The following is a 25456-nucleotide window of genomic DNA, read 5'->3' as shown; positions in this document are numbered from 1 at the left end:
CGTGAGCCCCCCGCGTCCCAGCCGTCCGAGGGTGGTGGTGGTGGGCGCGGGCCGGCTGGGCGGAGCACTGGCCCTCGCGCTCGCCGCGAAGCGCTGGCCCGTGAGCGTGCTGGCGCGCTCCGAGGAAGGCCGGCGCCGGGTGCTCGAGCTGGGGCTGAAGCCCGCTTCCGAGCGGGACGTGGCCCAGGCCCGGGTGTGTCTGTTGTGCGTGCCGGACAAGGCCGTGCCCGGAGTGGCCGAGGAGTTGAAGCCCCGGCTGGCGCGGGGAGCCGCCCTGGTGCACTGCGCGGGCGCGCTGTCGCTGGAGGCCCTGGGTGCTCCGCGCGGCAAGGTGCTCGGGTCCTTCCATCCACTGGTCGCGGTGTCGGATCCGCGCGACTCGTTGGCGGGGAACTCGGTGGCCCTCAGTACGCGTTCGAGCTGGCTGCGCGAGGTGCTGGAGCGGATGGCGAAGGACGTGGGCCTGCACGCCCTGCGGGTGCCGGAGAAGCAGCGCGCCGCCTACCATGCCGGGGCCGTGCTGAGCGCGGGAGGCGTGGTGGCGGCCCTCTCCGCGGCCGTGGAGGCCTTCCGCGCCGCGGGCATCTCCGAGGAGGACGCCCTGGCCGCGCTGCTGCCCCTGACGCGCTCGGCGCTACGGGGCGTGGAGGCCCGGGGACTGGCGGCCGGGTACACCGGACCCATCGCCCGGGGAGACGCGGGGGTGGTGACGGCGCACCTCACGGCGCTGCCGCCCGAGGCGGCCGATGTCTACCGTCCGCTGTCCCGGCGTGGGCTACGGCTCGTGGGGCACCGGCTGACGCCCGAGGCCCGCTCCGCATTGGAGAGACTCCTCAGGTAGATGCGAGAAAGCTTCCAACTGGCAGGTGCAGCATGACTTCTCGTCGAGGCAATTGTGCATACAACCTCGATGCACTCACACCAGATGCAGATTCCTTCTCGAGAAAACTCCATCAATCAAGACCAACACCATGGCCAATATCATTCAAATCCCGTCAGTTCTTGACCAGATTCTTTCCACGGATCCAAAACTGTACGGAGCCATTCAGATCACCTTGAGCGACTTTCACCCGTGGCTCCGCACGAGCGGCATGCCCTTCTTCCCCGGCTATACCGATCATAGCGACAGACACATTTCCGCAGTTCTGAACACAGCCAGTTCAATCATTACGGACGAAGCCCGTCGGCTCCTCACTCCGGCCGATGTCGCCGTATTGGTGCTTTCCACCCTGCTTCACGATTCCGGAATGCACCTCACCCCCGATGGATTCAGAAACCTGGTTGACAGCTCCGAACAACCGGCCCTCATTGAAGGATTTGGAGATGAGCCCTGGCCCCAGTTATGGAGAGAGTTTCTGGGTGAAGCATCGCGCTTCGATGGACGGAAGCTCAATTCCATCTTCGGTCACAATCACCCTATCGACCCACACAAAGTTGACATCCGTAACCTGACTGAGCAGGACCACCTTCTGATAGGCGAGTTCATAAGAAGACACCACGCACGCCTAGCACACGAGATAGCCCTCTGGGGAGTTCCAGGTCCACTCCCACGTTCACAACGGCTGTCTTTTTCACACATTTCAAGAGAATTCGCAGATCTGGCTGGCCTCATAGCACGGAGCCACAATCTACCAATACGAGCGACATACGATTACCTCCAAAAAAACTACAATATTCGAAGCTTCCAAGGCATCCACACCGTCTTCCTGATGGCGGTCCTTCGGATCGCAGACTACATCCAGGTAGACAGCGAGCGCGCCGAAAAAGAACTGCTCAAAATCAAGCAACTACGCAGCCCCCTCTCCCAACGCGAGTGGCTCGCTCACGATGCAGTCCGGGATATTCAATCCAATCACGAAGATCCTGAAGCCCTATATATCGACGCACTACCCAGGGACATTCACACCTATCTCAAACTAAAACAACTTCTCAAGGACATCCAATCAGAAATCGATACCGCATGGGCCACTCTCGGCGAGCTCTATGGACGGTATGGACGCCTCGAGAAACTCGGCCTGACGATCCGCCGCATCCGCTTCAATCTGGACAACACCAAGGATTTCGAAAAGAAGGTCAATTACATTCCCATCGCAGTCTCATTTGAGTCCGCAGGAACCGATCTGCTGAAATTACTGGTCGGCCCTCTCTACGGAGACGATCCAGGAATCGGCATTCGGGAACTCATCCAAAACGCCACCGATGCATGTCGCGAACTGGAAGACTGGAGAACAACACACCCTCTCCACACACAGTCGCCCGCAAAACCCCAGGAGGCCGATGTCATTGTTGAACTCGAAGAGAGACCCGACAAGTCAAGGTGGGTTACGGTCAAAGACAATGGCATTGGAATGACCCTGGATGTAATCCGGAACTATTTCCTTCGAGCTGGAGCATCCTTTCGAACGAACGAATTCTGGCGCCGTCAGCATGAGGATGCCCAGGGGCGCTCACGAGTCCTCCGTGGAGGGCGGTTCGGAATCGGCGCATTGGCAGCCTTTCTCATTGGCGATGAATTTCATGTCGTTACGCGACATGTAACAACGCCTGAGCACCAAGCCATCGAATTCACGGCTACCCTTGACGCATCTGCCTTGGAACTGCGACACACAAGCGCTCCCATTGGAACGACAATTCGCATTCGAGTCACGCAGGATGATATCTGGGCCTACCTTCTACCTCCGGGCCCCGAATCCGATCAGGACTTCTCCCTCATTCCTGACGAATCCGATGACTCTGACGACATCTGGACAAGCGTTGACTGGTACTGCATTGAACATCCCTCAATCAGAGTCACAGCAAAGCTGCCCTCAGGAAACTCTACCCTCAAGCCAAGATATAAACTGCCACAACCAGGCGCTCCTCTACCCCCTGGCTGGTATCGCATCGAAGATGCAGAGTACGATGATGTGCAATGGACTTTCCAGGCAGCTCCGGCGCTATCGTGCAATGGAATCATTGTCTCCACCAATGGCACATTCGACTACTTCGACGAGAATAACCTGGACGGCCCAATCTGGGAGGAAGACAGTTCTCCAGTAAAAATATTCAGACCCAACCTATCCATCTTCGACGCACAAGGACTCCTCCCCCTAAATCTCCAAAGAACTTCAATCACCACTCAGTCCTTGAACTTCGATCCCAAGCTTACTGAGGCCATAGCCAGGGATTTCGTCGCGTTTTCAATAGCCAGCGCAACAACGCGGACGCCCAACGAGGGTAAATTCACCACCACGATCAGCCATCTTTTCAAATACCCAGGATTCTCATTCTTATCAGAATCAGCGCCCAAATCAGGCGACATCCGATTCGAGCCTTTCCTAGCAACTCGAAATGGCATCATTCTCTTTGACAAAGGGCCCATAAACACCCTTGGCATCCGCCGTATTTTGGCGATGCCCAGAGTGCGTGCTTGTTCTTCACAAACATTTTCAAATCTACCGCCAGACACAGCGATTGGCTATCTCAGCATACCTGGAACCGCTCAGAACCGCCTCATCTGGCTCGGCTTGGCGTTGAAGCAAGGGTTCACCGCAGGCTTGGACTTCCTAGACATCGATCATGTTCGCCTAGCAATCAAGGCCGATGATTTTGAATTGGGCTTGGAGGCGTTTCCAGAATTGATCAAAAATTTCAAAGTAGAAAAAGGAAAGGAATCTCTCGTCATTCTGACAAGCCCAAATGGAACGCCTCCAGAAAACGACCTCTTCTTTAACGAAGCACGTGCTCAACGGAGTCGAAAGCCTGCTTGGCTTTTTGAGTGGACTTTGGGCCCACGAGGATGGGTAGGAACAGGAAGTCCCCTATCAGACGCATGGACTCAGTTGATTCCCTCGCAGGTGATCCCTTATGAGCCTGCTCTCCGCCGGCAAACACTCAAGAACACCTACGAAGAACTCTCATCACAAATCTCATTCCACGCGGAAAATCTAATCATAAGAACAAAATCAGAATGACTTCACACAACGCACAACAGATTCTGCGTCTATTCAAGCACTATCAAGAAAAATGGTGTGGGGAACGGTTCCTGACGTGCCAAGCACGGCGAAGGGTGGGAGTCCGAGATTAGCGGCGGGTACACCAGCCCGAGCGCGAGGGTCTCTCACGCCTGAGTGGGTCGGTTGCGCAGGGCGAGCGCCGTGTCATCGAAAACCTTGCCGAGTACATCGTCCTGAGGGCGGTGGGCCTCTAGCAGGTCCGCGTCCTCCCTCTGTCCTACGTACTGGAGGGTCACCGCGGCGCCAACGCTACGGAGGGCCGCTGGCGCTACCGCCAGCCTGCGTGCGACGTCCCGCAGCTCAGAACGTGACTCGGGCCCAAGTGCGGGAAACAGGCGCTCCCGGTGCAGGAGCAACAGCGTGAGCAGCCGCTCGCAAAATTCGTTCTCCGCTCCGTCCTGTGTCGCGGCTACGTCGATGACGGCACGGGCCCGTGAGATCAATGAAGGAAGCAAGCGCTCCAACTCGGCTGGCACTTCTTCGTCCAGCACGGTCAGGACCTCCGTCTTGTCCTCCAGTGGCACCGTTCCATCCTCGACCCATGCGACCAACTGTTCGGGCGTGCTCTCCAACAGGCGCAGAAGCGCGCGCAAGGCTCGGGCCGTCGATGGAGGGAGCCGCTGCAGAGCGCTTCGAACAGCGGGTATCAGCTCGGGGTGACGCTTGCGCCAGAGCGCATACGTCAAATCATTCACGTCCGTCTGCTCTGGCGAACCCGCGGCCAGACGGTTCAGCTTGCGCACGAGTGCAGCCCTCGCACTGGCACTCTTGAGCTGTCCGAGCGACTGGAGGATGACCTGCACGACGGGCGAGCTGTCATTGCCTCGCGCCTCCTCCAGGATGAGTTGCTGCTCCAGGCGTTTGATGCTCGAAGGGCCTCCCCATGAGCCCAGCGCGAGAGCCGCGGCCTGACGGCTCCTCACATCGGAGGACTCGAGCATTTCCTCCAGCGCGGCCCTGCCTTCGCGAGGCCGTGCATCGCGCCACGTGGCAACCAACGCGCGTACTCGCCCCTCGTCCCCCCACCGGAAGGCATCGACCAGTTCCGACTGCCACTGCGCCATGTCGAGTTCCTGGGCCATGCGAGCCTCCGAGCCAACCTGCTACGGAAAGTCCACTCCAGGGGGGACGTACCTCCGAACCAGGGTTCCATCGAGTCTGTAGAGCTCGTGGATGGCTCTGGGGTCCGCGCGGACCATGGCTTCGAATGCTTCCAACTCACGTCTCATGTCATCGGGATTGGAAACGTAGTTGGTGTTGTGCCGCACACCGTCAGGACGCACCGAGGAAGCATCGGGTCTGCGGAAGCGCACACCTTTCGAAGGCGCCGGATCGAAGACGCGTCTGTTCGCGGCATTCGTCTGCGCTTTATTCTTGTCGAGCCTGACGTGTCCGGCCCCCTCCCGAGCGGCAAGCTCCTCTTCGATGGCTTCGTTGTGGGGCGGGTTGCTCCGGGTGTGCGGCGGCCCGTAATGGGTTGATAAGGCGGAGGAAACGGCGCTTCCAACCGCTGTACCAGCAACCACGAGGGTTCCGTCCGCCACCACCTGGGCCGTGGAGATCACCCCCACGGAGGGTCCTCCCCCCAGCGCCGTGACCCAGGTCCGTACTTGAGCCCCGATGCCGCCCTCGGGCACCGGGGGCAACAACCGCCCCAGTCCCATGGTGGCCACCAGCACCACGACGCGAAAGCCAGTGCCTCCCAATGCCGATCCAAAGCGCGCGGAGGCCTCCTCCAGCTCTCGCGGCGTCCTGGCCGCTTCTGCTTCCTGGTACAGCCTCAGGCACGCATGGGCCACCCGGCCCAGTTCCGCCAGTCCCACCAGCAGGGCCAGACGTACCGTGAGCGCCGCGGCCAGTCCCTTGGAGAAGAAAGGCTCGGGCGCGAGCCATGCGGAGAAATACAGCATCACCGAGAGGTACACGCCGTGGATGAAGAGCGGAGAGTTGAAGAGCTCTTCGGCGGCCCGCCGGAATCCCTCGCCCATGAAGCGGGGGGACATCCTCAACGCGGCCAGCAAGGGGCTGTCATCCACGGACCCGGGCAGCGGCAGCAAGCCGGGCCCGAATCCGGCCAGAAACTCCTCGCGAACCCGCAACCCGGCCTGAGCGAAACCCGGATGCACCGGGCGCCTCGGACCTGGAGTCTCCACCAGGCGGAGCTGGGGCCTGGGCGTCTCCCTCGCCAGTGGCAGGGCCTCGCGCAGGGCCCGGGCTTCCTCCAGGCTCATGACGTCAAAGGCCGGAGGGAGGGGTCTCGGAGGGAGGAACACCTTGACGCGTCCGTCCTCCATTTCCCGGATGCCCACGGGCAGGGCTCGCGATTGGAAATCCGCCTCCGTGGGGACATGTTCCCGCCGGGTGGCACATGCGGCGGTCAGCACGGCGAGGCCCGTGACCAGTCCCAGGAGGAAGAAAGACGGGCGGTGGTACATGCCTGGAGACCCTACCTCAAGGGCGCGCGCGGCTGGTCCGAGGCGCCGGCCCGAGGCCCGTTCCGCCCTGGAGCAACTGCTCGCCTCCGAAGGCCCCCCTCCCGCCTCCCGGCCGTGATACAGGGCCCCGAGCGAGCATCAACGACACGAAGTCCGAGGCGGAGAGGCATCATGATTCGCGTGAAGACCTATATCTCCCATTCGAGCATCCACGGCATTGGTCTGTTCGCGGGAGAGCCCATCCCCAAGGGCACCGTCATCTGGGGCTTCGACGAGCCCATCGATCAGCGCTTCACCCCCGCCGACGTGGCCAAGATGACGCAGCTCATGAAGACGTTCCTCGCCCGCTACGCCTACTGCGAGCGCGGCACCCTCGTCCTGTGCGGCGACCACGCCCGCTTCATGAACCACTCGCCCACCCCCACCTGCGGCAATGATCCCACCCGGCGCTTCACGCTCGCGCTGCGCGACATCGCCAAGGACGAGGAGCTCACCGACAACTACTCCACCATGGAGGACAGCTGGGAGCCCTTCGCCGGCATCATCGAGCCCGAGCGCATGGAGTAGGCCCAAACGAACAAGGGGCCCACGGGTGGTTTCCCGTGTGGCCCCTGGGATGCGTGGCACCCTCACCCCGACCCTCTCCCGGGGGGAGAGGGAGAGGTGGAGTGGAGAGGACAGGCGCTCAGGCCAGGATGATGCGCGGCGCGTTCAGCGCCTGACGCACCACCGCCACCACCTGCTCGGACATGGCGTCCGCCTCGGTGATCTGCCGCAGGCACAGCTCGCCCCTGGCCTCCGTCACCGCCCGCTTGAGATCCGTCAGCAGCACCGTGGCCGCCTTCAGCATCTCCTCGTTCTGCGGATTCGGCGGCGCGCCCTTGCCCGCCTTCTCCTCCATGTACTTGGTGAAGCGACGCACCGCGTCCACCATCTGGTTCGCGTCGAACTTCTCCAGCAGCGGCTTGAGCCGATCCGCCTTCAGCATCAGGAAGCGCTGCACCCCCGCCCGCTCGAAGGACGGGTGCACCAGCCCCACCTCCGACCGATCAAAGGCGCCCAGCAGCCCGTCCTCCGGCGCCTGCACCGTGTGCGGCACCACGTCCACGAACAGCTCCAGCGCCGCCACGCCCTCGTTGAACGCCCCCACCTCCTCCTCGTCCACCGGCGGGAAGCTCGCCGGCGCGCCGATGAACAGCAGCGGGAGGATCAGCTGGCCCCAGAACTCGTTCTGCGCCGCTCCCGTGTTCCCCTGCGTCGCGTACAGGTGGATCATCAGCTCCGCGATGCGCGGCGCCACCTCCACCTGCTGCGCCAGCGTCTTGGTCGCGTCCATCTGCTGGAGCACCGCCACCACCTGGCCCTCGAACTGCTGACGCACCTCGGCCGGCAGCTGCGTGGCCTTGCCCAGCGCCTCGCGGATGTCCCGCGCCAGCGCGTCCGGCTTCGTGTCCAGCGCCTTCTGCGCCTTGGCCGGATCCACCACCAGGAACTGCATGAAGCCCGGATCCACCATCCGCTGGTAGTCCGCGGGGCCCAGCTTCGGCCGGTTGCCAGCGGCGCCAAAACGCGCCTCGCCCAGCGTGCGGCGGATGCCCGCGGCCACCTCGTCCAGCCGCGCCAGCTTGCCCGACACCAGCGCGTTCATCACCTCGCCGAACGGCGACAGCACGATCGGCACCTCGGGGAAGCCCAGCGACGCCCCCTCCGGCGAGTCCCGGTTCACGAACCAGAACGCGTTGTGCTCCTTGCCCAGGCGCTCGGCGAGCGCTCCGGCCAGTCCCAGGGCCATGCCCTGGTGGTTCGGGTCGTTCGGGTTGAAGGCGGTGCCGAGCAGCTTGGGGATGGACGTCTCCACTTGCGTCCAGGGGACCGTGAGGAGATCCACCGGCTTGCCCTCGATCTTCTCGAGGGCCGCGGCGACCTGGGCCTGGGCGGATTGGACATGGGGAGGAGCGGGGAAGGCCATGGACGATTCCTGTTCAGGGTACGCGGACGTGACGAACGGTCGACCCCCTTACCCTGAAAACCAAGTTCATCGCCACGATTTGTGACCGCACCTAGGATGGGGGCGCATGCCTCGCCGCCTCCCCCCCCTCCTGCTGCTCCTCCTCTCCCTCGCCGGGTGTGCCTTCGTCACACCCCGCTTCCCCCAGAACGTCCAGGCGGATTTCGCCCGGGACGACATGCGCAAGCTCACCACGCGCACCCTGGAGCTCTACTACCCGGCCCGGCTGCGCCCCTCGGCCCTGCGCATCGCCGCCCGCCTGGAGGACTGTGTCGAGCGCCTGCGCAGCCTCCCCCGCAAGCCCGGCTCCCAGGAGCGGGTGGTCGCCTACCTGACCGGCGCGGACTTCAACAACGCGTACGTCAACCCCGACTACTCCAGCATCCCCCAGCAGATGGTGCTCCCGGCCCACATGTCGCTGGAGCTCTTCAACCTGCTGGGTTTCGGCCCCTCCGAGCTGGGTGAGGTGGGCTGCCACGAGTCCGTCCACTACGTGCAGCTCGAGCAGACCCATGGCATCTGGTGGCTGATCAACACCCTCAGCGGTGGCCTCTTCCAGCCCAACAGCCTGACCGAGTCCTGGTTCCTCGAGGGGCTCGCCACCTACTACGAGGGACGCCTGGGCAAGTCCCAGGGCCGCCCCCACAGCCCCCTGTGGCGAGGCTTCTTCGAGGCCGGCTCCCAGTCGCTCGACGGCCGCTTCCACCCCGGCTACCTCTCCCCCGAGCACCGGCGGATGGATCCGCTCGGCGGCAACTACCTCACCGGCAGCTACTTCATCCAATGGCTCGTGGAGCGCTACGGCGAGGAGAAGCTGTGGAAGCTGGTGGAGGTACAGGGCGGAACCCTCATCCCCCCCTTCGCGCTGACGCTGCGCTTCGACAACGTGTACGGCCGGACCCTCGGCTCGCTCTTCGAGGAGTTCACCTGGAGCCTCGCCCGGACCCAGGAGCGGCGGGTGCGCCCCGCCACCCAGCAGGTGCTCGCCCCCAACGTGGGCTACTTCGCCCGGCTCGCCGCCTCGCCGGACGGCGCCATCGCCACCGTGGACGCGGACCGTGACCGGGTCACCCACCTCACCGTGCGCGAGTCCGATGGCTCCGTCCGCTTCAGCCACTCGCTCACCCAGTTCCTCCCCGGGCGCCGGTGGATCGCCACCTTCCCCACCGTGATGAGCGGCCTGTCCTTCACCGCCGACGGCTCCTTCCTGTTCCTCGTGGCCGCGGATGTCGACTCGCTGGAGAACTACGTGTCGCGGGTGTGGCAGGTGGACGCGCGCACCGGCGAGGTCGTGAAGACCTGGGAGGGCCTCGAGGGCATGGGCGGCGGCGTCACCCCCGATGGTCAGGCCTACGTCTTCGTGCATGTCGAGGGCGACACCGCCAACCTCCACCGGCTGGAGCTCGCCACCGGAGCACGCGTGCCACTCACGCGCTTCGAGGGACACTCCTCCCTGGGGCCGCCCTCGGTGGCGGCCGACGGGCGCATCGTCTTCCCCCAGATGACGGAGCAGGGCTGGAACCTCGCGCTGCTCGAGACCGATGGCACCGTGCGCGCGCTCACCCAGGACACGCACTTCAACTACTCGCCCCGCTGGGTGGACGCGAACCGGATCGTCTTCCAGCGCGAGCACGAGGGCCGGTGGCAGGCCCATGTCCTCGACCTGGCCAGCGGCGGTGAGCCGGTGCGCATCACCGACGCCCCGCACCTGGTCATGGACGTGGCCCCCGCCGGAAAGTCGGAGGTGGTCTTCCTCAACCGCGACCGCTTCGACTTCTCGCTGGATCGCGCGCCCATCGCCCCGGTGGCGCCCGCCGAGGCCGTCGCCCAGGCGCCCTCCCCCGCCCCCGAGCCCGCCCCGTCCCGGGCCTCGGCTCCGTACCAGGGGCACACGCTGGACATCCTCACCGACGCGCCCTACTCGCCGCTGGAGCACTTCTTCCTGCCGGAGCTGCGCGCGCCCTACTTCTACGCGCTCCCGGATACGGACAACGGCAACAAGCCCATCTTCTACGGCGGCCTGGCCCTCGCCGGACAGGACAGGCTCGGCTTCCACCAGTACGCGCTGCTGGCCCAGGTGGACTCGCAGCTGAGGGATCTCAGTACGCTCTCCTTCAGCTACGCCACCGCCCTCACCGCCCCCTGGTACACGGGGCTGTCCGTGGCGCGCTTCGTCCAGCCCGGACAGAGGGACCTCCAGGCCTCGCTGTCCACCTCCCGCACCTTCTGGACCACGCCCGTGAGCTTCAACGTGCTGGCCCTGCGCCGGGACTACTACGCCACCGCCACGCGCCCCGGGCTGCGCACCACGCTCCTCGGACCCGAGGCCTCCCTCTCCTACTTCGCCGGGGAGGGCACCTCCTACGGCGGCACCCAGCGGGGCGTGGGCCTGTCGCTGGGCGCGGGCGTGTACCCGCTCGCCTTCGACGACGCCAACCCCTTCGCGGACCTGCGCGCCGAGGCCACCGCCTACGTGCCGGGACTGCCCCTCCTCCTGCGCGACAACCTCCAGCTCACCGCCATCGCCCGCTTCCTGCCCAACGCGCCCGAGGGACTCCTCCAGGTGGGTGGCATCCAGGCCGGCACCGCCCTCCAGTTCCGCGAGGGCCCCAGAAGCCCGCGCGACCTGCCGGATCTCCTCCAGCCGGGCACCTCCTTCTCCGAGTACCTGCGCGGCTACGAGGACTACGCCCTCAGCGCGCGCAGCGTCCTGATCGCCCAGGCGCGTTACCGCTACCGTGTCATCATCGACTACGGCTGGACTTCCTTCTTCTGGGTGCTGCCCTCCTTCTTCATCAGCCAGGTGGAGCTGGAGGCGTTCGGCTCCTGGGCGCGCACGGACCTGAGGGACAACCACCGGGCCGCGGGCGGCGCCGTCTACCTGCGCACCACCTTCGGGCAGGCCGTTCCCGTGTCCCTGTTCTACCAGTACGCCCGGCGCTTCGATGACGGGCTCGGGGACCTGCACCTGGTGGGCTTCGCCCTGTAGGACCTGCCCTCGGGGGCAGCCGCGTGTCCATCCGCCAACGCTTCCGGCATTCCCGTGAATGCCGTGAAGGCCTGAGCTCGCTTGCTCCCTTGCGTCCCAGGCATGTCGACCTCAGTTTGTCGCACCCCCTGAAAAAAGTGCTCAGCGGGTGGGAGATCGACACCCATGAGAACCCGTGCCAATCCCGCTCCCGAGTCCGTGCTGGTCGTGGACGACGAGCCATCGCTGCGCACCATTCTGTCCTTCATCGTCCAGCGCACGGGCGCCGTTCCCGTGCTGGCCCCGGACGCGGCCACCGCGCGCCAGCTCGCCGCGAAGCACACCTTCGCCTGCGCGCTCATCGACAAGAACCTGCCGGGGGAGAACGGCCTGGAGTTCCTCAAGTGGCTGCGCTCGGTGCAGCCCGGGTGCAACGCGCTGATCGTCACGGCCTACGGCAACGTGGACAGCGCCGTCGAGGCCCTGCGCCTGGGCGCCTTCGACTACCTGCTCAAGCCCTTCGAGGTGGACGCGCTGGCGCACCGCCTCAAGCTGGCGCTGGAGCAGTACCGCATGCGCCAGGAGCACGAGCGCATGCAGGCCATGCTGGTGCAGGCGGACCGGCTGGCCTCGCTGGGCCTGCTGGCGGCCGGCGTGGTGCATGAGGTGAACACGCCCCTGGCCTACGTGCTCTCCAACCTGGACTGGCTCGAGGAGGAGCTGCCGTCGCTGCGCGAGGGCATCCGGCGCCAGGCCCGCGAGGGCTCGGGCCAGGAGTTGATGGCCCTGGCCGAGCGCGTGAAGGCGATGGAGAGCACCCTGCGCGACATCCGCGACGGCGCCGAGCGCGTGCGCGACATCGCGAAGGACGTGAAGGCCTTCGCCCGCAACCCGGACGACTCGAGCATGCTGGTGGACTTGCGCGAGGTGCTCGAGGCGGCCCTGAAGATGGCGCTGGTGCACATCCGCTTCCGCGCCCGCGTGGTGCGCGACTACCAGGACGTGCCGCTGGTGCGCGCCAACGAGGCCCGGCTGGCCCAGGTCTTCCTCAACCTGGTGGTCAACGCGGCCCAGGCCATCCCCGAGGATGGGTGCGAGCATGAAATCCGCGTCCGGCTGTGGACGGGCCCCAATGGTGAGGCCTGCGCCGAGGTGGGCGACACCGGCATGGGCATCCCCGCCGAGAACATGGCGCACCTCTTCGAGCCCTTCTTCACCACCAAGCCCTCGGGCGAGGGCACGGGGCTGGGCCTCTTCATCTGCAAGTCCATCGTCGAGGCGTTCGACGGCACCATCACCGTGGACAGCCGCATGGGCGAGGGCACCACGTTCCGGCTCTCCCTGCCGCCGCATGTGCGGACCTCCCGCACCGCGATGCCCCTGGAGCCGGTGAGCGCCGTGGCGCAGTGAGGCGGCTCAGTCCACCAGCCGGTAGAGCCCCGCCGGCCCGATGCCATTGCCGGCGGTGAGGAAGATGAGCTCACTCCCGCTGGCGCCGAGCACCCTGCCATCGAAGACGCGCGTGGCACCCGCGCCCAGCCCGTTGCCCCCCAGGCCCTCGCACGTGGAGGGGTATTGCGCGGCGGAGCACCCCGCCTTGCCCTTGAAGTCGTCCCGGCTGACGGGCACGGCCGTGGGGGCGCGCAGCAGCACCACGCCTCGTGACGCGTTGTCGAAGCCCACGTAGAGGGCATTCGCGGTGGCCACCAGGAGCGAGAGCGAGACGTTGTCCGGATCATTGAACTGGGTGAGCTGCGTGTCCCCCGTGGAGTTGGCGGCCACGAGGGACCAGTCCCCCGGATCGCAGTCCGTGGTGGAGCCCGTCCGCTCCGGGCCGCACACGAAGAGCTGCGGTCCCCTCACCCCCGAGGAGTGGGTGGTGTTGCGCGCGAGGTAGAGCTTCCCCTGGAACACGGCCAGCTGCGGTACGGCCCGGTCCGCCGGCTCGAGGTCCGCCGCCTTGGTTGTCGTCCGGCCGAGGCGTGAGCTCCAGGCCGCGAGTGACGGAGTGCACGAGGTCCAATCCGCCGGGAACGCGCTGAAGGAGCGCGGCGTGGGCGTCGTCGAGCGGACGCAGCCCCCGTTGTTGGTCACGTAGAGGCGGTCATTGAACCCGGTCATGGCGTCGATCATCTGCACGGACGCGATGTTCTTGGGCGTACCGCCCGCGCCGATGCCGGGCATGTTGTCGGCCCTCAGGTCCTCCACATCCGTGCCCGGGGCGGCGTCGTAGCCGGGGTCCACCGTGGGGAACCGTTTGGCCACGAGGAGGTACGGCCGGCTGCCACCGGTGTCCGGGAAGCCCAGGTAGAGGCGATCCCGGAAGAAGAGGGCCGAGGAGAAGCCCCGCGTCTGTCCCCCGAGCAGTGCCGAGAGATCCAGGTAGCGCAGGTACATGGTGTTCAGATCATCCGTGTCCTGGCCGAGGTAGACGTAGTCCAGGTCTCCCCCACTCCTGGCTCCGCCAATCCCCAGCCATTCCTGCGTCCCCACGCGGCCGGCGAAGAAGAAGCCACGGCCATCCTCGTTGTCCGGACCGCACTCGGACGTATTGGCCCTGCAGCCCGTCACGCCCACGGAGCGGTAGGGCGACGCGGAGGTGTTCTGGCTGAAGTTGCTCGTGGTGTCCTTGTGCACGAAGAAGCCGAAGCTCTGGCCCCCGAGCCCCTCCAGGTCCACGCTCACGCCTCCCGTGCCACTCTTGTTGGGGCCCAGGTAGACACGGCCGTCGTAGCCGAGCACCTGGGCGAAGGGCGAGCCATCCCCGAAGGGGTTGTCGAGCAGCTTCTCCATTTCGGGCACGATGGAGACCTCGCCCGACGAGACCAGCCCGGTGGCCACGGCCGCACCCGTGTTGCCGTCCTGTCCCCCCGCCTCCGCCTTGAACGAGGCCTTGCCCACCCGGGTGGCGCGGTAGCTCCAGGTGAAGGTGGTGCTGGCTCCCCCCGCCACATCCCCTTCCGGGGGGAAGGGTCCGGCGAAAAACTCCGCCGCGCTGCTGCTCGGCACCGGGAGCGAGGGCTTCACTCCTCTCGCCAGGGTGCTCCCGGTGTTGGTCACCGTCAGGCTCACCTCGAAGGTGTTCCCCGGTTTGGTTCGGATGGGGGCCGAGAGCGCGGCGGTGAGCGCCGCCGGCCGCCGCACCAGGAGCGTGGAGGAGCTGACGGGAGGGAGCACCACCGTGACGCCATTCGTCTGATCCTTCCCCCGCGCGCCCGCATGGAAGACACACGAGCCCTCGGCCTTGCCGATGAGGCGCGCGCGGAACACCGCCTGCCCGTGGCCGGGAAGGAGGTCCACGCTCGCCGGCCACGGCGTGGTCCCGGGCACCAGCTCCGGCGCGCAGGTTCCCGAGACGCTCTCGCCGTCGAGCACCACGTCGAGCAACGCCGAGTCGCCGTTGTTCGTCACCTCCACCTCGACGAGGAACTCCTGCCCCAGGTTGACGCTGGCGGGCAGCGAGGGGAAGCGCACCGACAGCTGCGCCGGCAGTTGCACGGAGATGCCGGCCGACTGGGCCTCGGCACGCACCTCCACATCACTGAAGGCATCACGCCCCACCGCGACCCCCTTGAGGACGAGGGTGCCCGCCTGGCCGGCGACATACTCCCACGCGAACGCCTGGCTCGCTCCAGGCGGGAGATCCGCGCGCGCGGGCACCGGCCCCGACACGACGTCCGCCACGCGCCCCGTCACCTCCGGCACCACCCCGATGGCCCCGGTCTCTCCCGTGTTCGTCACGAGCAGGGAGACCTTCACCCGCTGGCCCACGTTGACCACCTGCTGCTCCGGGGAGAGGAACGCGGCGGAGAGCTCCGCGCGGTTGCGGATCCGCAGCGGCCCCACCTCCACGCCGGACACCCGCAGCTCCGTGTCCGTGTGCTCCTCGCGGCCCTGGACCTCCAGCGTGAAGAGCACGTCTCCCGGCGCGGCCGCCCCGAGCACCCAGGAGAACGACGCGCTCCCGCCCGCGGGGATGTCGGTGGGATCGGGCTCCGAGATGACCTCCACCCTGCCCTCGCCCCTGGAGCGCAGCACCGGAGTGACGGCCCGCGCCGCCGAGGCGCCCGTGTTCCGCACCGTCAGCACCAGCCGGGTCCGCTCCTGCACCGACACCTGCCCCCGCTCCAACTCCGCCCCGGCCTCCAGCCGCGCCAGGGGCTCCACGGAGGACAGGTACGCCCGCGGCAGCTCCACGCGCCCGCCCAGGGGCCCCACCACCGCCAGCGAGTGCCAGCCCGGCGCGAGCCCCCCGGGCACCCGGGCCCGCAGCGTGCGCGCATCCACCCACGTGACGTCCTCGAGCCCCACCTCGCCGAGGAAGGCCTCGAAGTGCTCGTCCATCGACACCGGCGCCCCGCTGCCCAGGTGCTGGGTGACGAGGGGCAGGAAGTTCTCCCCCTCGATGACCACGTCCACCGGCTCGGAGCTCAAGCCCCAGGCCGGCACCATGCGCCGGGGACGCGGGTCATGCGCGGAACCCGGACTCCGGGCACACGCGCCCCCCAGGACGCACAGGGCGAGGAGCACGGCGAGCCGAGGAAGGCCACGATCAGAAGAGCTCAAGGCGATACCCCCCATGGAGACCGCCGCCCCACAGCGCGCCACGCAGCACGCGCAGGGACGGATCATCGAACCAGCAGAACCGCGCCTCGAGGAAGGGCTGTCCCCGTCCCAGCGGAAGGCCCATCCCCACCATCGCCTGCGCCCCCATCACCCACGTGCCTTCCTCCAGCACGGGTCCCTCGTTCCACGCCACGCGGCTGCGCACCCGGGCCACCGACGGTCCCGCCGCCACCCAGCCCTGGAGGCCCTTGTCGCTCAGGGTGCGCAGGCCCACCGCCACGGTGGTGTCGAGCCACTCGTTGCGCCCCGTGAAGCCCGGCGCCACCTCGCCTCCCGTGCGCGAGAACCCCAGGAAACCGGTGTCGACCAGAAACCCCAGGGCGGGCCACTGGGGCAACGGCCACGCCTCCAGCCTCAGCCCCGCGGACGGCGCCAGCACATCCCCGAGGTTCGTCACCAGGCCCACGCGCGGCGCCACCAGCAGCACCGGACGGCGGCGCAACAGCGGGAGCGTTCCACGCCCTTGCACCTCGCCCACCCGCACCTCCAGCTCCGAGAGGTGATCCACGCGGGCCACGGGCGGCACGTACCGCAGCTCGTACGTGCCCGGCGCCTTCGACAGGAGCGTGCTGGCCTGCTCCCGGGCGAGCGCGGCCTCGGGCCAGGGCTCGCGCACCGGGTTGCCGAAACGGTCCTCCACGGCGATGCGCCAGATGGCCTCCGAGCGGCCATCCGCCATGAGCATCGGCTGCAGCGCCCGCACCATCACCCGCGCGGGCACGGCGGGGCGCAGCTTCAGGGTCCGCGTCACCACGGGCGCCGGGGACTCCTCCGCGAACAGCCGCAGCTCCATCCGCTCCCGTGTGCCGAAGCGCGGCGCGAGGCGGAAGCTCCCCGCGTACGCTCCCGCCTGGCGCTCGGTGAGCACCCCCTCTCCCGCGAAGTCGGACTCGAGCCGCAGGCCGGCACGCGCCGGGTTGCCCACGGCGTCCCTGGCGGACACCTCCACCGCCACCCGCACCTCCTCGGAGGCCACGAGCTCCTCGGGCTCCACCCGCATCTCGAAGTGCCGCGCCGGACCGGGCACCGACTCCAGCCGCACGCTCACCGCCCCCTGCCTGTCCCCCGTCACCGAGCCCTTCAGCTCCAGGCTCCCCGCCGGCCCCGGGGGCACGGTCCACCGCAGGAGGAACACGCCCGGCTCCAGCCCGGCCGGCTCGCTCAGCGTCCCGCGTGACACGGAGAAGTCGCCCGCGCGCGGAGCCGCCTTCCCGGGCTTCAACGAGTAGAGGCGGATGGGCACCGTCTCCTCGAGATCGGCCCGCACCTGGCGGCGCTCGGCGACGGCGTGCAGGAAGGGCTGCGGGGGCACCCCGAGATCGATGCGCCGCTTGCCGAAGAAGGCCTCGTGCACGCCGGGCGGCACCGCCACGGGGATGCGCGCCAGGCCCTCCTCGTTCGCGAGGACGGGCCCGAAGGACTGGCCTCCCACCAGGAGCGTCACGGGTGCTCCGGCGCGCGTGCGCACCTCGGCCTCGCCCTGGCCCCACAGCGGGAGCACCGACCAGCCATCCAGCGTCCCGCGGGGTCCCCGGGCCAGGGCCACGAGGATGACCTCCAGCGGAAGCCGCTGCCGGGGAGGCACGTAGGTGGCGCGGAAGACGCCCGGCTTCACCTGCGTGACCGGCCCCACCTCTCCCTTGCTGGCGAACAGCTCGAGCCCGGTGGCCTCGGCATCCAGCTCGATGCGCACCTCGGCCTCCGGGTCCGCGCCGAGCAGCACATGCCCGGGGACACACTGGATGCGGATGCCCCCTTGCCGCGGCCGGGCGGCGTCCGCCCCCACCGCCAGGCCGGGCCACACACCCACCAGCAGCCCCACCAGGAGCAGCGGGAGCGTCCTCGGGCAGGAGAACATGGCGTCAGCGCGCCTCGTCCCAACGGAATTTCACCGACTCCGCCTGCCGGGGACCGGCGCGCGCGCGGACGGGACGGCAGGCCATCATCATCTCCCGTATCTCCCCACCGGGCTCCCTCGCCACCACCTTCACCTGGCCGAGCCCCTCGCGGCGCGGGACGTCCGCCCGGAAGGAGCCATCGCTGGCGACCAGGGCGGGCTCGCCCTCCACGAACACCTCCGTCCCCACCCGGACCTTCCCCGAGAGCGACACACACAGCGAATCCCTGGCGGAGACCTGCGACGCGACCTTCAGCAGCACCTCGAGCGGGATGGGCTCCGGGGTGAGCGGCCTGGCGCCCTTCATCACCAGCGACTGCTGCCCGGCACCGACCTGGACGGTGACGCCCGCGGACGACAGGTTCACCGAGCCGCCCCGGGTGGCCACCGCCACCATGTCTCCGTTGCGCAGCATGGTGAAGCGCGCGGCCCGCGTCTCGGCCACCGTGCCATTGTCGCTCTGGACGCGCAGCACCCGGTCCTCGCGCCCGTGGTAGTCCACGTCGATGCGGCCGCGTTGCAGCTGGATGGTGTGGACGGCACGCGTCACCTCGCCCACCCGCACCTCGGAGCGCTCGGGGATGGACAGGCGCGAGGCCTCGTCCCCCACCTTCAAGTCCACCCGCGCGCCCGGGCTGGTGCGCACGGAGTCATCGGGCGCCAGCTCGTGCCCCACCCGCAGCGCCTCCCACTTCCCGTCGTGCGTCCACTGCGCCGAGCCCACCACCTCGACGACCGTGGCACGCACGTCCGGGACCACGGCCGGGACGGGAGACGGCTCGGGCGCAGCGGGCACGGCGGCCAGGGTGCCCGGCGGATGGGCGGCCCCGAAACGCTCGAAGAAGAACCAACCCGCCGTGGCCAGCAGGGCCACCAGACACAGCCCGAGCGCCAGGGCCCGGCCGAGGGAATCTCGTGACGGCTGACTCATGAGAGGTGCGCCTCCGCGCTGGCCGCGGGAAGAATGACGGTGATGGTGGTGCCCTGCCCCGCGTCGCTCTCCACCCGGATGCGGCCATGGTGGGCCTCGACGATGCGGTGTGCCACCGACAGCCCCAGCCCCACCCGCCCGGGCTCGTCCTTGGTGGTGAAGAAGGGATCGAAGATGCGCTCGCGCATCGTCTCGGGGATGCCCTTGCCGGTGTCCTTCACCGAGAGGCACACCGCATCCCCCTCGACGGCCGCGAGCCCCACGGAGAGCGTGCCGCCCGAGGGCATCGCGGTGAGCGCGTTCTGCAGGAGGTTCGTCACCACCTTCTGGAGCTGATCCGCGTGGCCGAGCACCCGCGGCACCTGCTCGCCCAGCTCGCAGGACAGGGTGACCCCGCGGGACTGGAGCTCCTCGCGCACCTCGTGGAGCGCGGCGCGCACCGGCTGGGCGGGATCCAACGGACGGCCGGCGCCCGCGCGCTCCTGCTCCGCCATCTGGCCCAGCTCCCGGATGATGCCCGCCATGCGCCGGGCCTGCTCCAGCGCCATCGTCAGGCTCTGGCCCACGGGCGAGTCCGCGGGCACCTCGTCGCGCGAGAGCGACAGCAGGCCGAGGATGCCGGTGAGCGGATTGTTGAGCTCGTGGGCGATGCCGGCGCTGAGCGAGCCGAGCGCCGCCATGCGCCGGGTGCGGGCAATCTGATCCTGCGCCTCGCGCAGCTGCCGGGTGCGCTCGTCCACGCGCTGCCGCAGCTCCTCGCTCCAGCGGCGCAGCTCGGCGTCGCGCCGTTGCAGCTCGCCGGCCATGTGGTTGAAGGAGCGGGCGAGCAGTCCGAGCTCATCCCGGCCCTCCTCGGGGACCCGCTCGCCATAGCGGCCCTCGGCGAGCGCGGCCACCCCCTCGGAGAGCCGGGCGACGGGCTGGCTCACCCCCCGGGCGAGCACGAAGCCGAGCACCCCGGTGGCGGCCAACGCCATGAGGGCCCAGAAGAACGTCGAGCGCCGCACGTGCTCGGCGGGAGCGAAGGCGGCGCTGGCCCTGCGGCCCACCACCGCGCCCCAGCCGAGATCCGGCACGGGAACGAAGGCGGCGAGGAACTCGGCCCCGTCCGGGTCGCGCACGGTGCGCACCACGGGCTCGCCCCGGGAGAGGCCCTCGGCCACCAGTCCGCGCTGCTCCTCGCTCAGCGTGCCCGCGCCGTGCGCGGAGGCCACCGGTGCACCCTGGGCATCCACGATGAAGGCCAGTCCATCCTCCCCGGCCAGCTCCTCCACCTGGCGCCCCAGCTCGGCGAGCGACAACTCCGCGAGCAGGAGGCGGGAGGCGTCCTCGCCCGCGCGCACGGCGAGCGCCACGCGGCCGCCGGACGTCTCGGGCATGCGGTACGGAGGGCCGATGGCGGCACCGGTGGAGAGGGCGTCGTGCACGGGCGCCTGGCGCGAGAAGAGCTCCAGCGAGGCGTCGGTGACGGGCTGGCGGTTGCCACCACCCTCGGGCGAGAAGACGGCCGGAGCGATGGCGTGGCCCCGCGCATCCACCAGCACGAGCAGGTTGAGGGAGCCGAGCTGGCGCAGGGGAATGCTCAGCACCTCGGAGGCCTCCTGGGGCCCGAGCTGCTCGAGCGGGAGGTACTCGGCGGCGAGGCGGAGGTTGTCCACGCCCGTGAGGACGAGCTGGCGGCAGGAGCGCGCGAGCTCCGTGGCGGACTGCGTCTGGAGCCCTCCCACCAGGCGGTGCAACTCATCGCGGTTGGCGCGAAAGGACAGCCCGCCGAGCAACAACACGGGCACCACCCCCACCAGGGCCAGCACGAGCATCAATCTCGAGACGAAGCGCACGGGCACGAACCATTCCCCTGTCCAGCAGACGCGGACGATTGCAGCACAGGGAATCGGCCTGGATGCGACCCAGGTGGGGTGTGACGTCACACCGTGAACGCGCTCGGCCCTCGGGCGTTGGCAGGAGGACGCTTCCGCTCGGAATCAGACGGTGGAGCGCCGCCGCACACGGGACAGATGCTCTTCCACTTCACTCTCCGTGAAACGGCGCGCCAGCTCGGCCTGGCCCTGCTCACCGTGCGCGAGCAGGTACTCCAGCTCCGGCGGCAGCAGTGCATTGACGGTGACGAGCCGCACCTCTCCATAGGGTGTGGAGAAATGTCGCGGCAACGAGCGTGACTCCACACCGAGCAGCACGCCCACCCGGCCCTCTCCCGTGACGAGCGCCTTGGGCATCCGCTTGCCGGACACCTCCATGGAGAAGAGGCCCGCCTTCAGCCGCTCGCGCACGTGCTCGTGTCCGGCCACCTCGTCCGCCACGCGCTCCAGCAGGAGCAGGGGCCAGCCCTTCAAGACATTCTTCACGGCCACATCCGTCTCGAGTGCGAGCTCCAGGCCGAAGCCCACGGAGGGCTCCCTGCGCTCGTAGAACGGATCCGAGAGCCCGTGCGAGACGATCAGGATGCGCCCGTCCTCGCGGCGGATGACACGCCAGAACTGCCGATGGGCGGGCCAGGAGTCGTTCATGGCGATGGGAGTGGTGACCGCCTTGTCGAGCTCGCCCAGGGTGCGCCAGGTGGCATCGCGAGCCGCTTCCGCGGTGTCCAGGAGCTCGCGCCACTTGCGGCTGCGCGCACGCTCCTCCGGGCTGACGGAGCTCGGGCCGGTGACCAACGTGAACTTCGTTCCGGTGACTCCGATGCGCTCCAGCGCGGCCTTGATGTCCTCGGAGACGACGCTCACCACGCGCCATCCCCAGGTACGGAACACCTGGGCATCACCTACCTTGGTGGGGTCGATGCGCATACCAATGACTGACTGGTAATGCCCGATCTTCTCTGGCCGCTCATCCTCCGGCTTCCAGTAGAGCACCTCGCTGGACGTCTCGTCGTCGATGCATTTCACGACGCGCGTGATGTTGAGGAGGAAGTACGGGTCGCTCTGACCTTCCACTTCCACCGGGATGAGCTGAACATCCTTCGGAGCCAGTTCGGCGAAGATGGCCGCGGCCCTGGCATGAACCACGGGAACAGGACCACTTGTCAGCAGCGTGAAATCGAGCGCCTTGCCGGGAATATTGACGGGAATTCGGATGCGCCCCTCGATGTGAACGGGCTCGCCCTGATCGAACAGCCAGGTTGGTATCTCCTGCCCCCGCTCATCCAAGGGGCGCTCCAGATGCCACCGGTCAGGAATGTAGAGGTCATCGAACAATTTGAAATACTGCTTCGCCATGAGAACTCCTAGCGGAGTGACCCTCCGGTCAGCAGCTTGTAGAGGTCGCTGTTCTTGTCGTTAAGCTTCGCAGCCAGCTGTTGGAGCGCTGTCCTCAAGGCACGCTCGCATTCCTGTTTGTTGGGGCAGGACCGCGTTGCCTCAGACAGGTGCTCAAAAACGGCCTCATGGTACGCCTCGGGATGCGGCCCCTTGTGCCCGATGAGTTGAACCTTGTTGGCCGGGTCATCCATCGACATGCCCGCCTTGTCGAAGATCTGCTTGAAACGCGGCGTCCAGGGTCCACCACGCAGCGAGGACTTGCTGTTCTCGATGGTGGCGATGTGGTGCCACTCCGGCTTGTCCTTCTTCGGGGACCCACCCGAGAGCGTGCCCGCCGCGGCCATGCTGAAGGCGTTGGCCGGCAGGACCACGGTGAAGGAGCCCTCGGCCACCGCGATCTTCACCTTGTCCGCTTCCTGAGCCGCCGTCAGCAGGCGCACGCCGGATGAGCCGGCCGAGCGCACGGCCTGCGCGAACCCCGGCAGCTCCGGTGCCCTGGACAGCAGCTGTCCCGTGCTCCCCACGGCGGCGGTGCCCAGCATGACGAGAATCCGCACGCTGTTGGGCCCGATGACCTTGCCGAAGCGCTCACCGGCCTCGCGCAGCTCCGCGAACGTGGTGGCCCGTGCCGCCTCCTCCCGGAGCTGCAGGTAGCCGCGCATCAGGTCGAAGAGCTCCCACCCCAGGTACGCCCACAGCATGAGGCCAAAGGCCGTGGCCACGCTCTTGGAGACGGGCTCGGGCATCGCCAGGAGCGCGAGATACCCCGCGATGGAGATGCCCACCGTCGTCACCAACTGCGCCGGGGAGAACATGCCGCGCAGCTCCGCGTCTCGTGCCTCGATGGCCGGCCCCACGGCGAGCGCCAACGCGAGTGTGGTCTTGTCCTCGGCGTCGAAGCGCGAGCCGTCCCGCAGCAACCCGAGGCAATCGCCCGGAGTGCAGCACCGCACGCAGTAGCGCCCGTAGGACCGCTCCAGCTCCGACCGCCAGGACTCGTCCGCGGGCGGCGCGGAGGCCAGCACCAGCTGGCGGCTGGCGTACAGCTTGGAGGGCGCGGAGGCCACCCGCAGCGGCACCTCCAGCACCAGGCGGGCCATGGCCTGCTGGAAGTCGGCATCGCTCAACCGCACCGCGCCGAAGCCGGTGGGCAGACGAGTCGCCTCTCCATCAGAGGACGGAGGTATCAGCCTCGACTGCCGGGAGTCCTCCCGCGAGCCACTCCGAGACAAAACCGGAGCGCACGCGGCCTGGAGGACGAGCACGACGAGGGCCAGCACGCCCGGCAAGGAGCGCCGCCGCGCGCTGGCCGGGCAAGAACCCACGAAACCCACGAAACCCTCAAACACACCGCGCCGCCGGGACTCAGTACACGAGGAGCGGATGCGGAGCGTAGTAGCTGACGATGGTGAGCACCGGCAGCTTGGGCGCGTCCTCGTCATCCTCCTCGCCGCTGGAGGTGACGCGCAGCCCGTCGAAGCGCGCGAGCACGACGAAGTCCTTGCCCGGAGCGAAGAACGGATCCGGCTTCTGCAGGCGGCCGAGCGCCTCGCGGCCGGTGTCATCGGTGATGTTGTCGAAGCGCTGCATCGTGGACGAGCTCACCTCCTGCTCGCTGGTGGAGACCTGCCCGCCCAGGTTGGACGGACCGAGCAGCCCCACGTTCCCGTCGACCGCGCCCGAGTGCACCTTCACCGAGTCCTTCCGGGTCGCGTAGCCCACCGGCTGCTCCCGCGCCACCGAGCCCAGCCCCTGCTCCACGAGCCACACCGTGGGCTTGTCGTCCTCGGTGCGCACGTCCGCCACCTGGGCGCGCAGCAGCAGGTAGCGCCCCTTGTACATCTCCGGCTGCGCCATGGCGGCCGACAGCCCGAAGATGGGCACCTTGCGCGCGTGCAGCAGCTGCAACTCGCCCTCCACGCTGCCACCGCGCTGCGCCACCACCTGGGCGATCACCTGCGCCGCGTCCGGCCGCACCCGCAGCTCCTCGTACCACGCGTCGCTCAGCAGCGCGTCGAGCAGCGTGAAGTGGGTGCGCTCGACACACGACTTCAGCGCCGCCCAGGCGTCGTCCCGTGACGTGGCCAGCAGCTTGCGCGCCGCCACCTCGCACTGCGCCGGGGTCGCGTAACGGGCCCCGAAGGCCTTCTCCTCCGGCCGCGAGGGCACCGGACCCGCATCCGCCCGGGCCGCCCGCGTGGGCCGCTCCTCGGCCAGCATCGGCTTCGGCGACTCCTCGTCCATCGGGGTGTGCGTGTGCCTGGACGAGCCACACCCCACCACGGCCACCGCGCACAACAGGGCCGCGCCCGAACGCGCCGCCACCTTCGACATCTTCTGGAAGACTGACATGGTTCCTCGCTCCATCCCGCCGGTTGCCCCTACAGCGACCCCGAGACCTGCGACGAGCGCTGGATCCGCTGCCTCGCCGGCTGCAGCTCCCCGGACGTGGTCCGGGAGGCCGGCATCACCAGGGAGCACGCCTCGCCGCACTGGCTGGACAGGCACGCGAGCACGGACGCGCCCACCTCCTGGCGGGACACGTTCTCGTAGCAGCGCTCACCCGTCCCCGGGCAGCCGCGCTTCTCCGCGCACTGGCAGCAGGCCGAGGCCACCGTCGCCATCATCGTGGTGTCCTGCAGCACCTGTGACAGCTGGCGGTAGCACGCCCGCGCGGCCGGCGCGAAGCGGCCCTTCGCGTCGATGACGGGCGTCTTGCCGTCCAGGCCGCACGAGTCCTCCGCGGCGTCGGTGAACTTGCGCTCGCACTGCGCCACGAGGTTCTTGTCCGCCGCCACTCCCGAGGGCGGCTTCGCGGCCTGCACGCACAGCGCGTGGCCGATGTCCTTGAGGGTGCGGACGTTGCCGGCGGCCTGCGCCTGCACATCCGTGGACGCGCTCACCTCGGCCTCGAAGATACATTCGCGGCCCGCCCGCAGGGTCTCCACGGTGCAGGCCCAGGCCGTCGGGGATTCGTCCGCCTGCGGAGGCGCGCCCAGGGCGCCAGGCGGCAGCGCCTGATGGGCGCCGTCAGGAGACGAACAGAGAAGGGCAAGAAGTACGGCGGTGATCATGATGCCCCCAGCGTAGGACCAACGCGTCACATACTCAAACAGGCCCGGGGCGGCAGGCAACCATGAGTTTGCCTCATGCACGATGGCCATCACTGACCAGGTTTCAATCGCTGTGACGCGGCGGTGCGCCGGAGGGGGGAGCCCATGCTGTCTTCCGTTGGCAAACGTGGCATGCGGCGAGCCCGTCGCCGGGGGAGCTGGTGCGCATCCGCTCGTGGATTGTGGGGGGCGCGGCGGACGACTGACG

16 protein-coding genes are annotated in these 25456 nt (G+C 68.1%); 5 read left to right on the top strand and 11 right to left on the bottom strand.

Going from position 1 to position 25456, the window contains the following annotated elements:
• The first annotated feature begins 1 nt into the window (after position 1).
• A complete protein-coding gene (locus tag AC16DP_RS41265) occupies positions 2–841 on the top strand; it encodes a DUF2520 domain-containing protein (protein WP_483957032.1) in 840 nt (279 codons plus the stop codon).
• 130 nt (positions 842–971) lie between these two features.
• Positions 972–3953 carry an HD domain-containing protein gene (locus AC16DP_RS41260; protein ID WP_483957031.1) on the top strand — a complete coding sequence of 994 codons (2982 nt, stop codon included), beginning with the start codon at positions 972–974 and terminating at the stop codon, positions 3951–3953.
• Between the two features lie 146 nt (positions 3954–4099).
• Here the strand turns inward: AC16DP_RS41260 and AC16DP_RS41255 are convergent, their stop codons facing one another.
• Together AC16DP_RS41255 and AC16DP_RS41250 are read right to left on the bottom strand one after the other, a co-directional pair.
• Positions 4100–5077, bottom strand: a complete 978-nt coding sequence (locus AC16DP_RS41255) for a hypothetical protein (protein WP_483957030.1) — start codon at positions 5075–5077, stop codon at positions 4100–4102.
• 21 nt (positions 5078–5098) lie between these two features.
• Positions 5099–6226 (bottom strand): hypothetical protein, encoded by a 1128-nt coding sequence (locus AC16DP_RS41250; protein WP_483957029.1) that lies wholly within the window; start codon positions 6224–6226, stop codon positions 5099–5101.
• Between the two features lie 375 nt (positions 6227–6601).
• Here AC16DP_RS41250 and AC16DP_RS41245 point away from each other — a divergent pair, with 375 nt between their 5' ends.
• Positions 6602–6997: an SET domain-containing protein gene (locus AC16DP_RS41245; RefSeq protein ID WP_483957028.1), complete on the top strand. Its 396-nt coding sequence runs from the start codon at positions 6602–6604 to the stop codon at positions 6995–6997.
• 118 nt (positions 6998–7115) lie between these two features.
• Here AC16DP_RS41245 and AC16DP_RS41240 read toward each other — a convergent pair whose 3' ends face one another.
• The gene (locus tag AC16DP_RS41240) at positions 7116–8399 is read right to left on the bottom strand and encodes a hypothetical protein (RefSeq protein WP_483957027.1); all 1284 of its coding nucleotides are present in this window, start codon (positions 8397–8399) and stop codon (positions 7116–7118) included.
• 106 nt (positions 8400–8505) lie between these two features.
• Between AC16DP_RS41240 and AC16DP_RS41235 the strand changes: the two genes are divergently transcribed.
• Together AC16DP_RS41235 and AC16DP_RS41230 are read left to right on the top strand one after the other, a co-directional pair.
• Positions 8506–11427, top strand: coding sequence for a hypothetical protein (locus AC16DP_RS41235; protein WP_483957026.1), 2922 nt, complete (start codon positions 8506–8508; stop codon positions 11425–11427).
• 165 nt (positions 11428–11592) lie between these two features.
• Complete coding sequence (locus AC16DP_RS41230) at positions 11593–12816, top strand: sensor histidine kinase (protein ID WP_483957025.1); 1224 nt, start codon at positions 11593–11595, stop codon at positions 12814–12816.
• 6 nt (positions 12817–12822) lie between these two features.
• Here the strand turns inward: AC16DP_RS41230 and AC16DP_RS41225 are convergent, their stop codons facing one another.
• From AC16DP_RS41225 to AC16DP_RS41190, 8 genes are all read right to left on the bottom strand, one after another.
• Positions 12823–15972, bottom strand: a complete 3150-nt coding sequence (locus AC16DP_RS41225) for a COG1361 family protein (RefSeq protein WP_483957024.1) — start codon at positions 15970–15972, stop codon at positions 12823–12825.
• The gene (locus AC16DP_RS41220) at positions 15959–17890 is read right to left on the bottom strand and encodes a hypothetical protein (RefSeq protein ID WP_483957023.1); all 1932 of its coding nucleotides are present in this window, start codon (positions 17888–17890) and stop codon (positions 15959–15961) included. The genes AC16DP_RS41225 and AC16DP_RS41220 overlap by 14 nt, the downstream gene beginning before the upstream one ends.
• A 4-nt stretch (positions 17891–17894) precedes the next feature.
• Complete coding sequence (locus tag AC16DP_RS41215; RefSeq protein WP_483957022.1) at positions 17895–18860, bottom strand: FecR domain-containing protein; 966 nt, start codon at positions 18858–18860, stop codon at positions 17895–17897.
• Positions 18857–20704, bottom strand: coding sequence for an ATP-binding protein (locus AC16DP_RS41210; protein ID WP_483957021.1), 1848 nt, complete (start codon positions 20702–20704; stop codon positions 18857–18859). The genes AC16DP_RS41215 and AC16DP_RS41210 overlap by 4 nt, the downstream gene beginning before the upstream one ends.
• A gap of 138 nt (positions 20705–20842) precedes the next feature.
• On the bottom strand, positions 20843–22093 hold the full coding sequence (locus AC16DP_RS41205; RefSeq protein ID WP_483957020.1) for an imm11 family protein: 1251 nt from the start codon (positions 22091–22093) through the stop codon (positions 20843–20845).
• Between the two features lie 8 nt (positions 22094–22101).
• Entirely contained in the window at positions 22102–23469 is a 1368-nt protein-coding gene (locus AC16DP_RS41200) for an AHH domain-containing protein (protein ID WP_483957019.1), read from the bottom strand.
• A 31-nt stretch (positions 23470–23500) separates the two neighbouring features.
• Positions 23501–24487: a hypothetical protein gene (locus tag AC16DP_RS41195; protein ID WP_483957018.1), complete on the bottom strand. Its 987-nt coding sequence runs from the start codon at positions 24485–24487 to the stop codon at positions 23501–23503.
• Between the two features lie 29 nt (positions 24488–24516).
• Entirely contained in the window at positions 24517–25209 is a 693-nt protein-coding gene (locus tag AC16DP_RS41190) for a hypothetical protein (RefSeq protein ID WP_483957017.1), read from the bottom strand.
• Between the last annotated feature and the right edge of the window lie 247 nt (positions 25210–25456).

This window comes from Archangium sp., assembly GCF_057119385.1.
The sequence above is the reverse complement of the archived record's forward strand: the minus strand, read 5'-3'. Positions and strand labels throughout refer to the sequence as shown.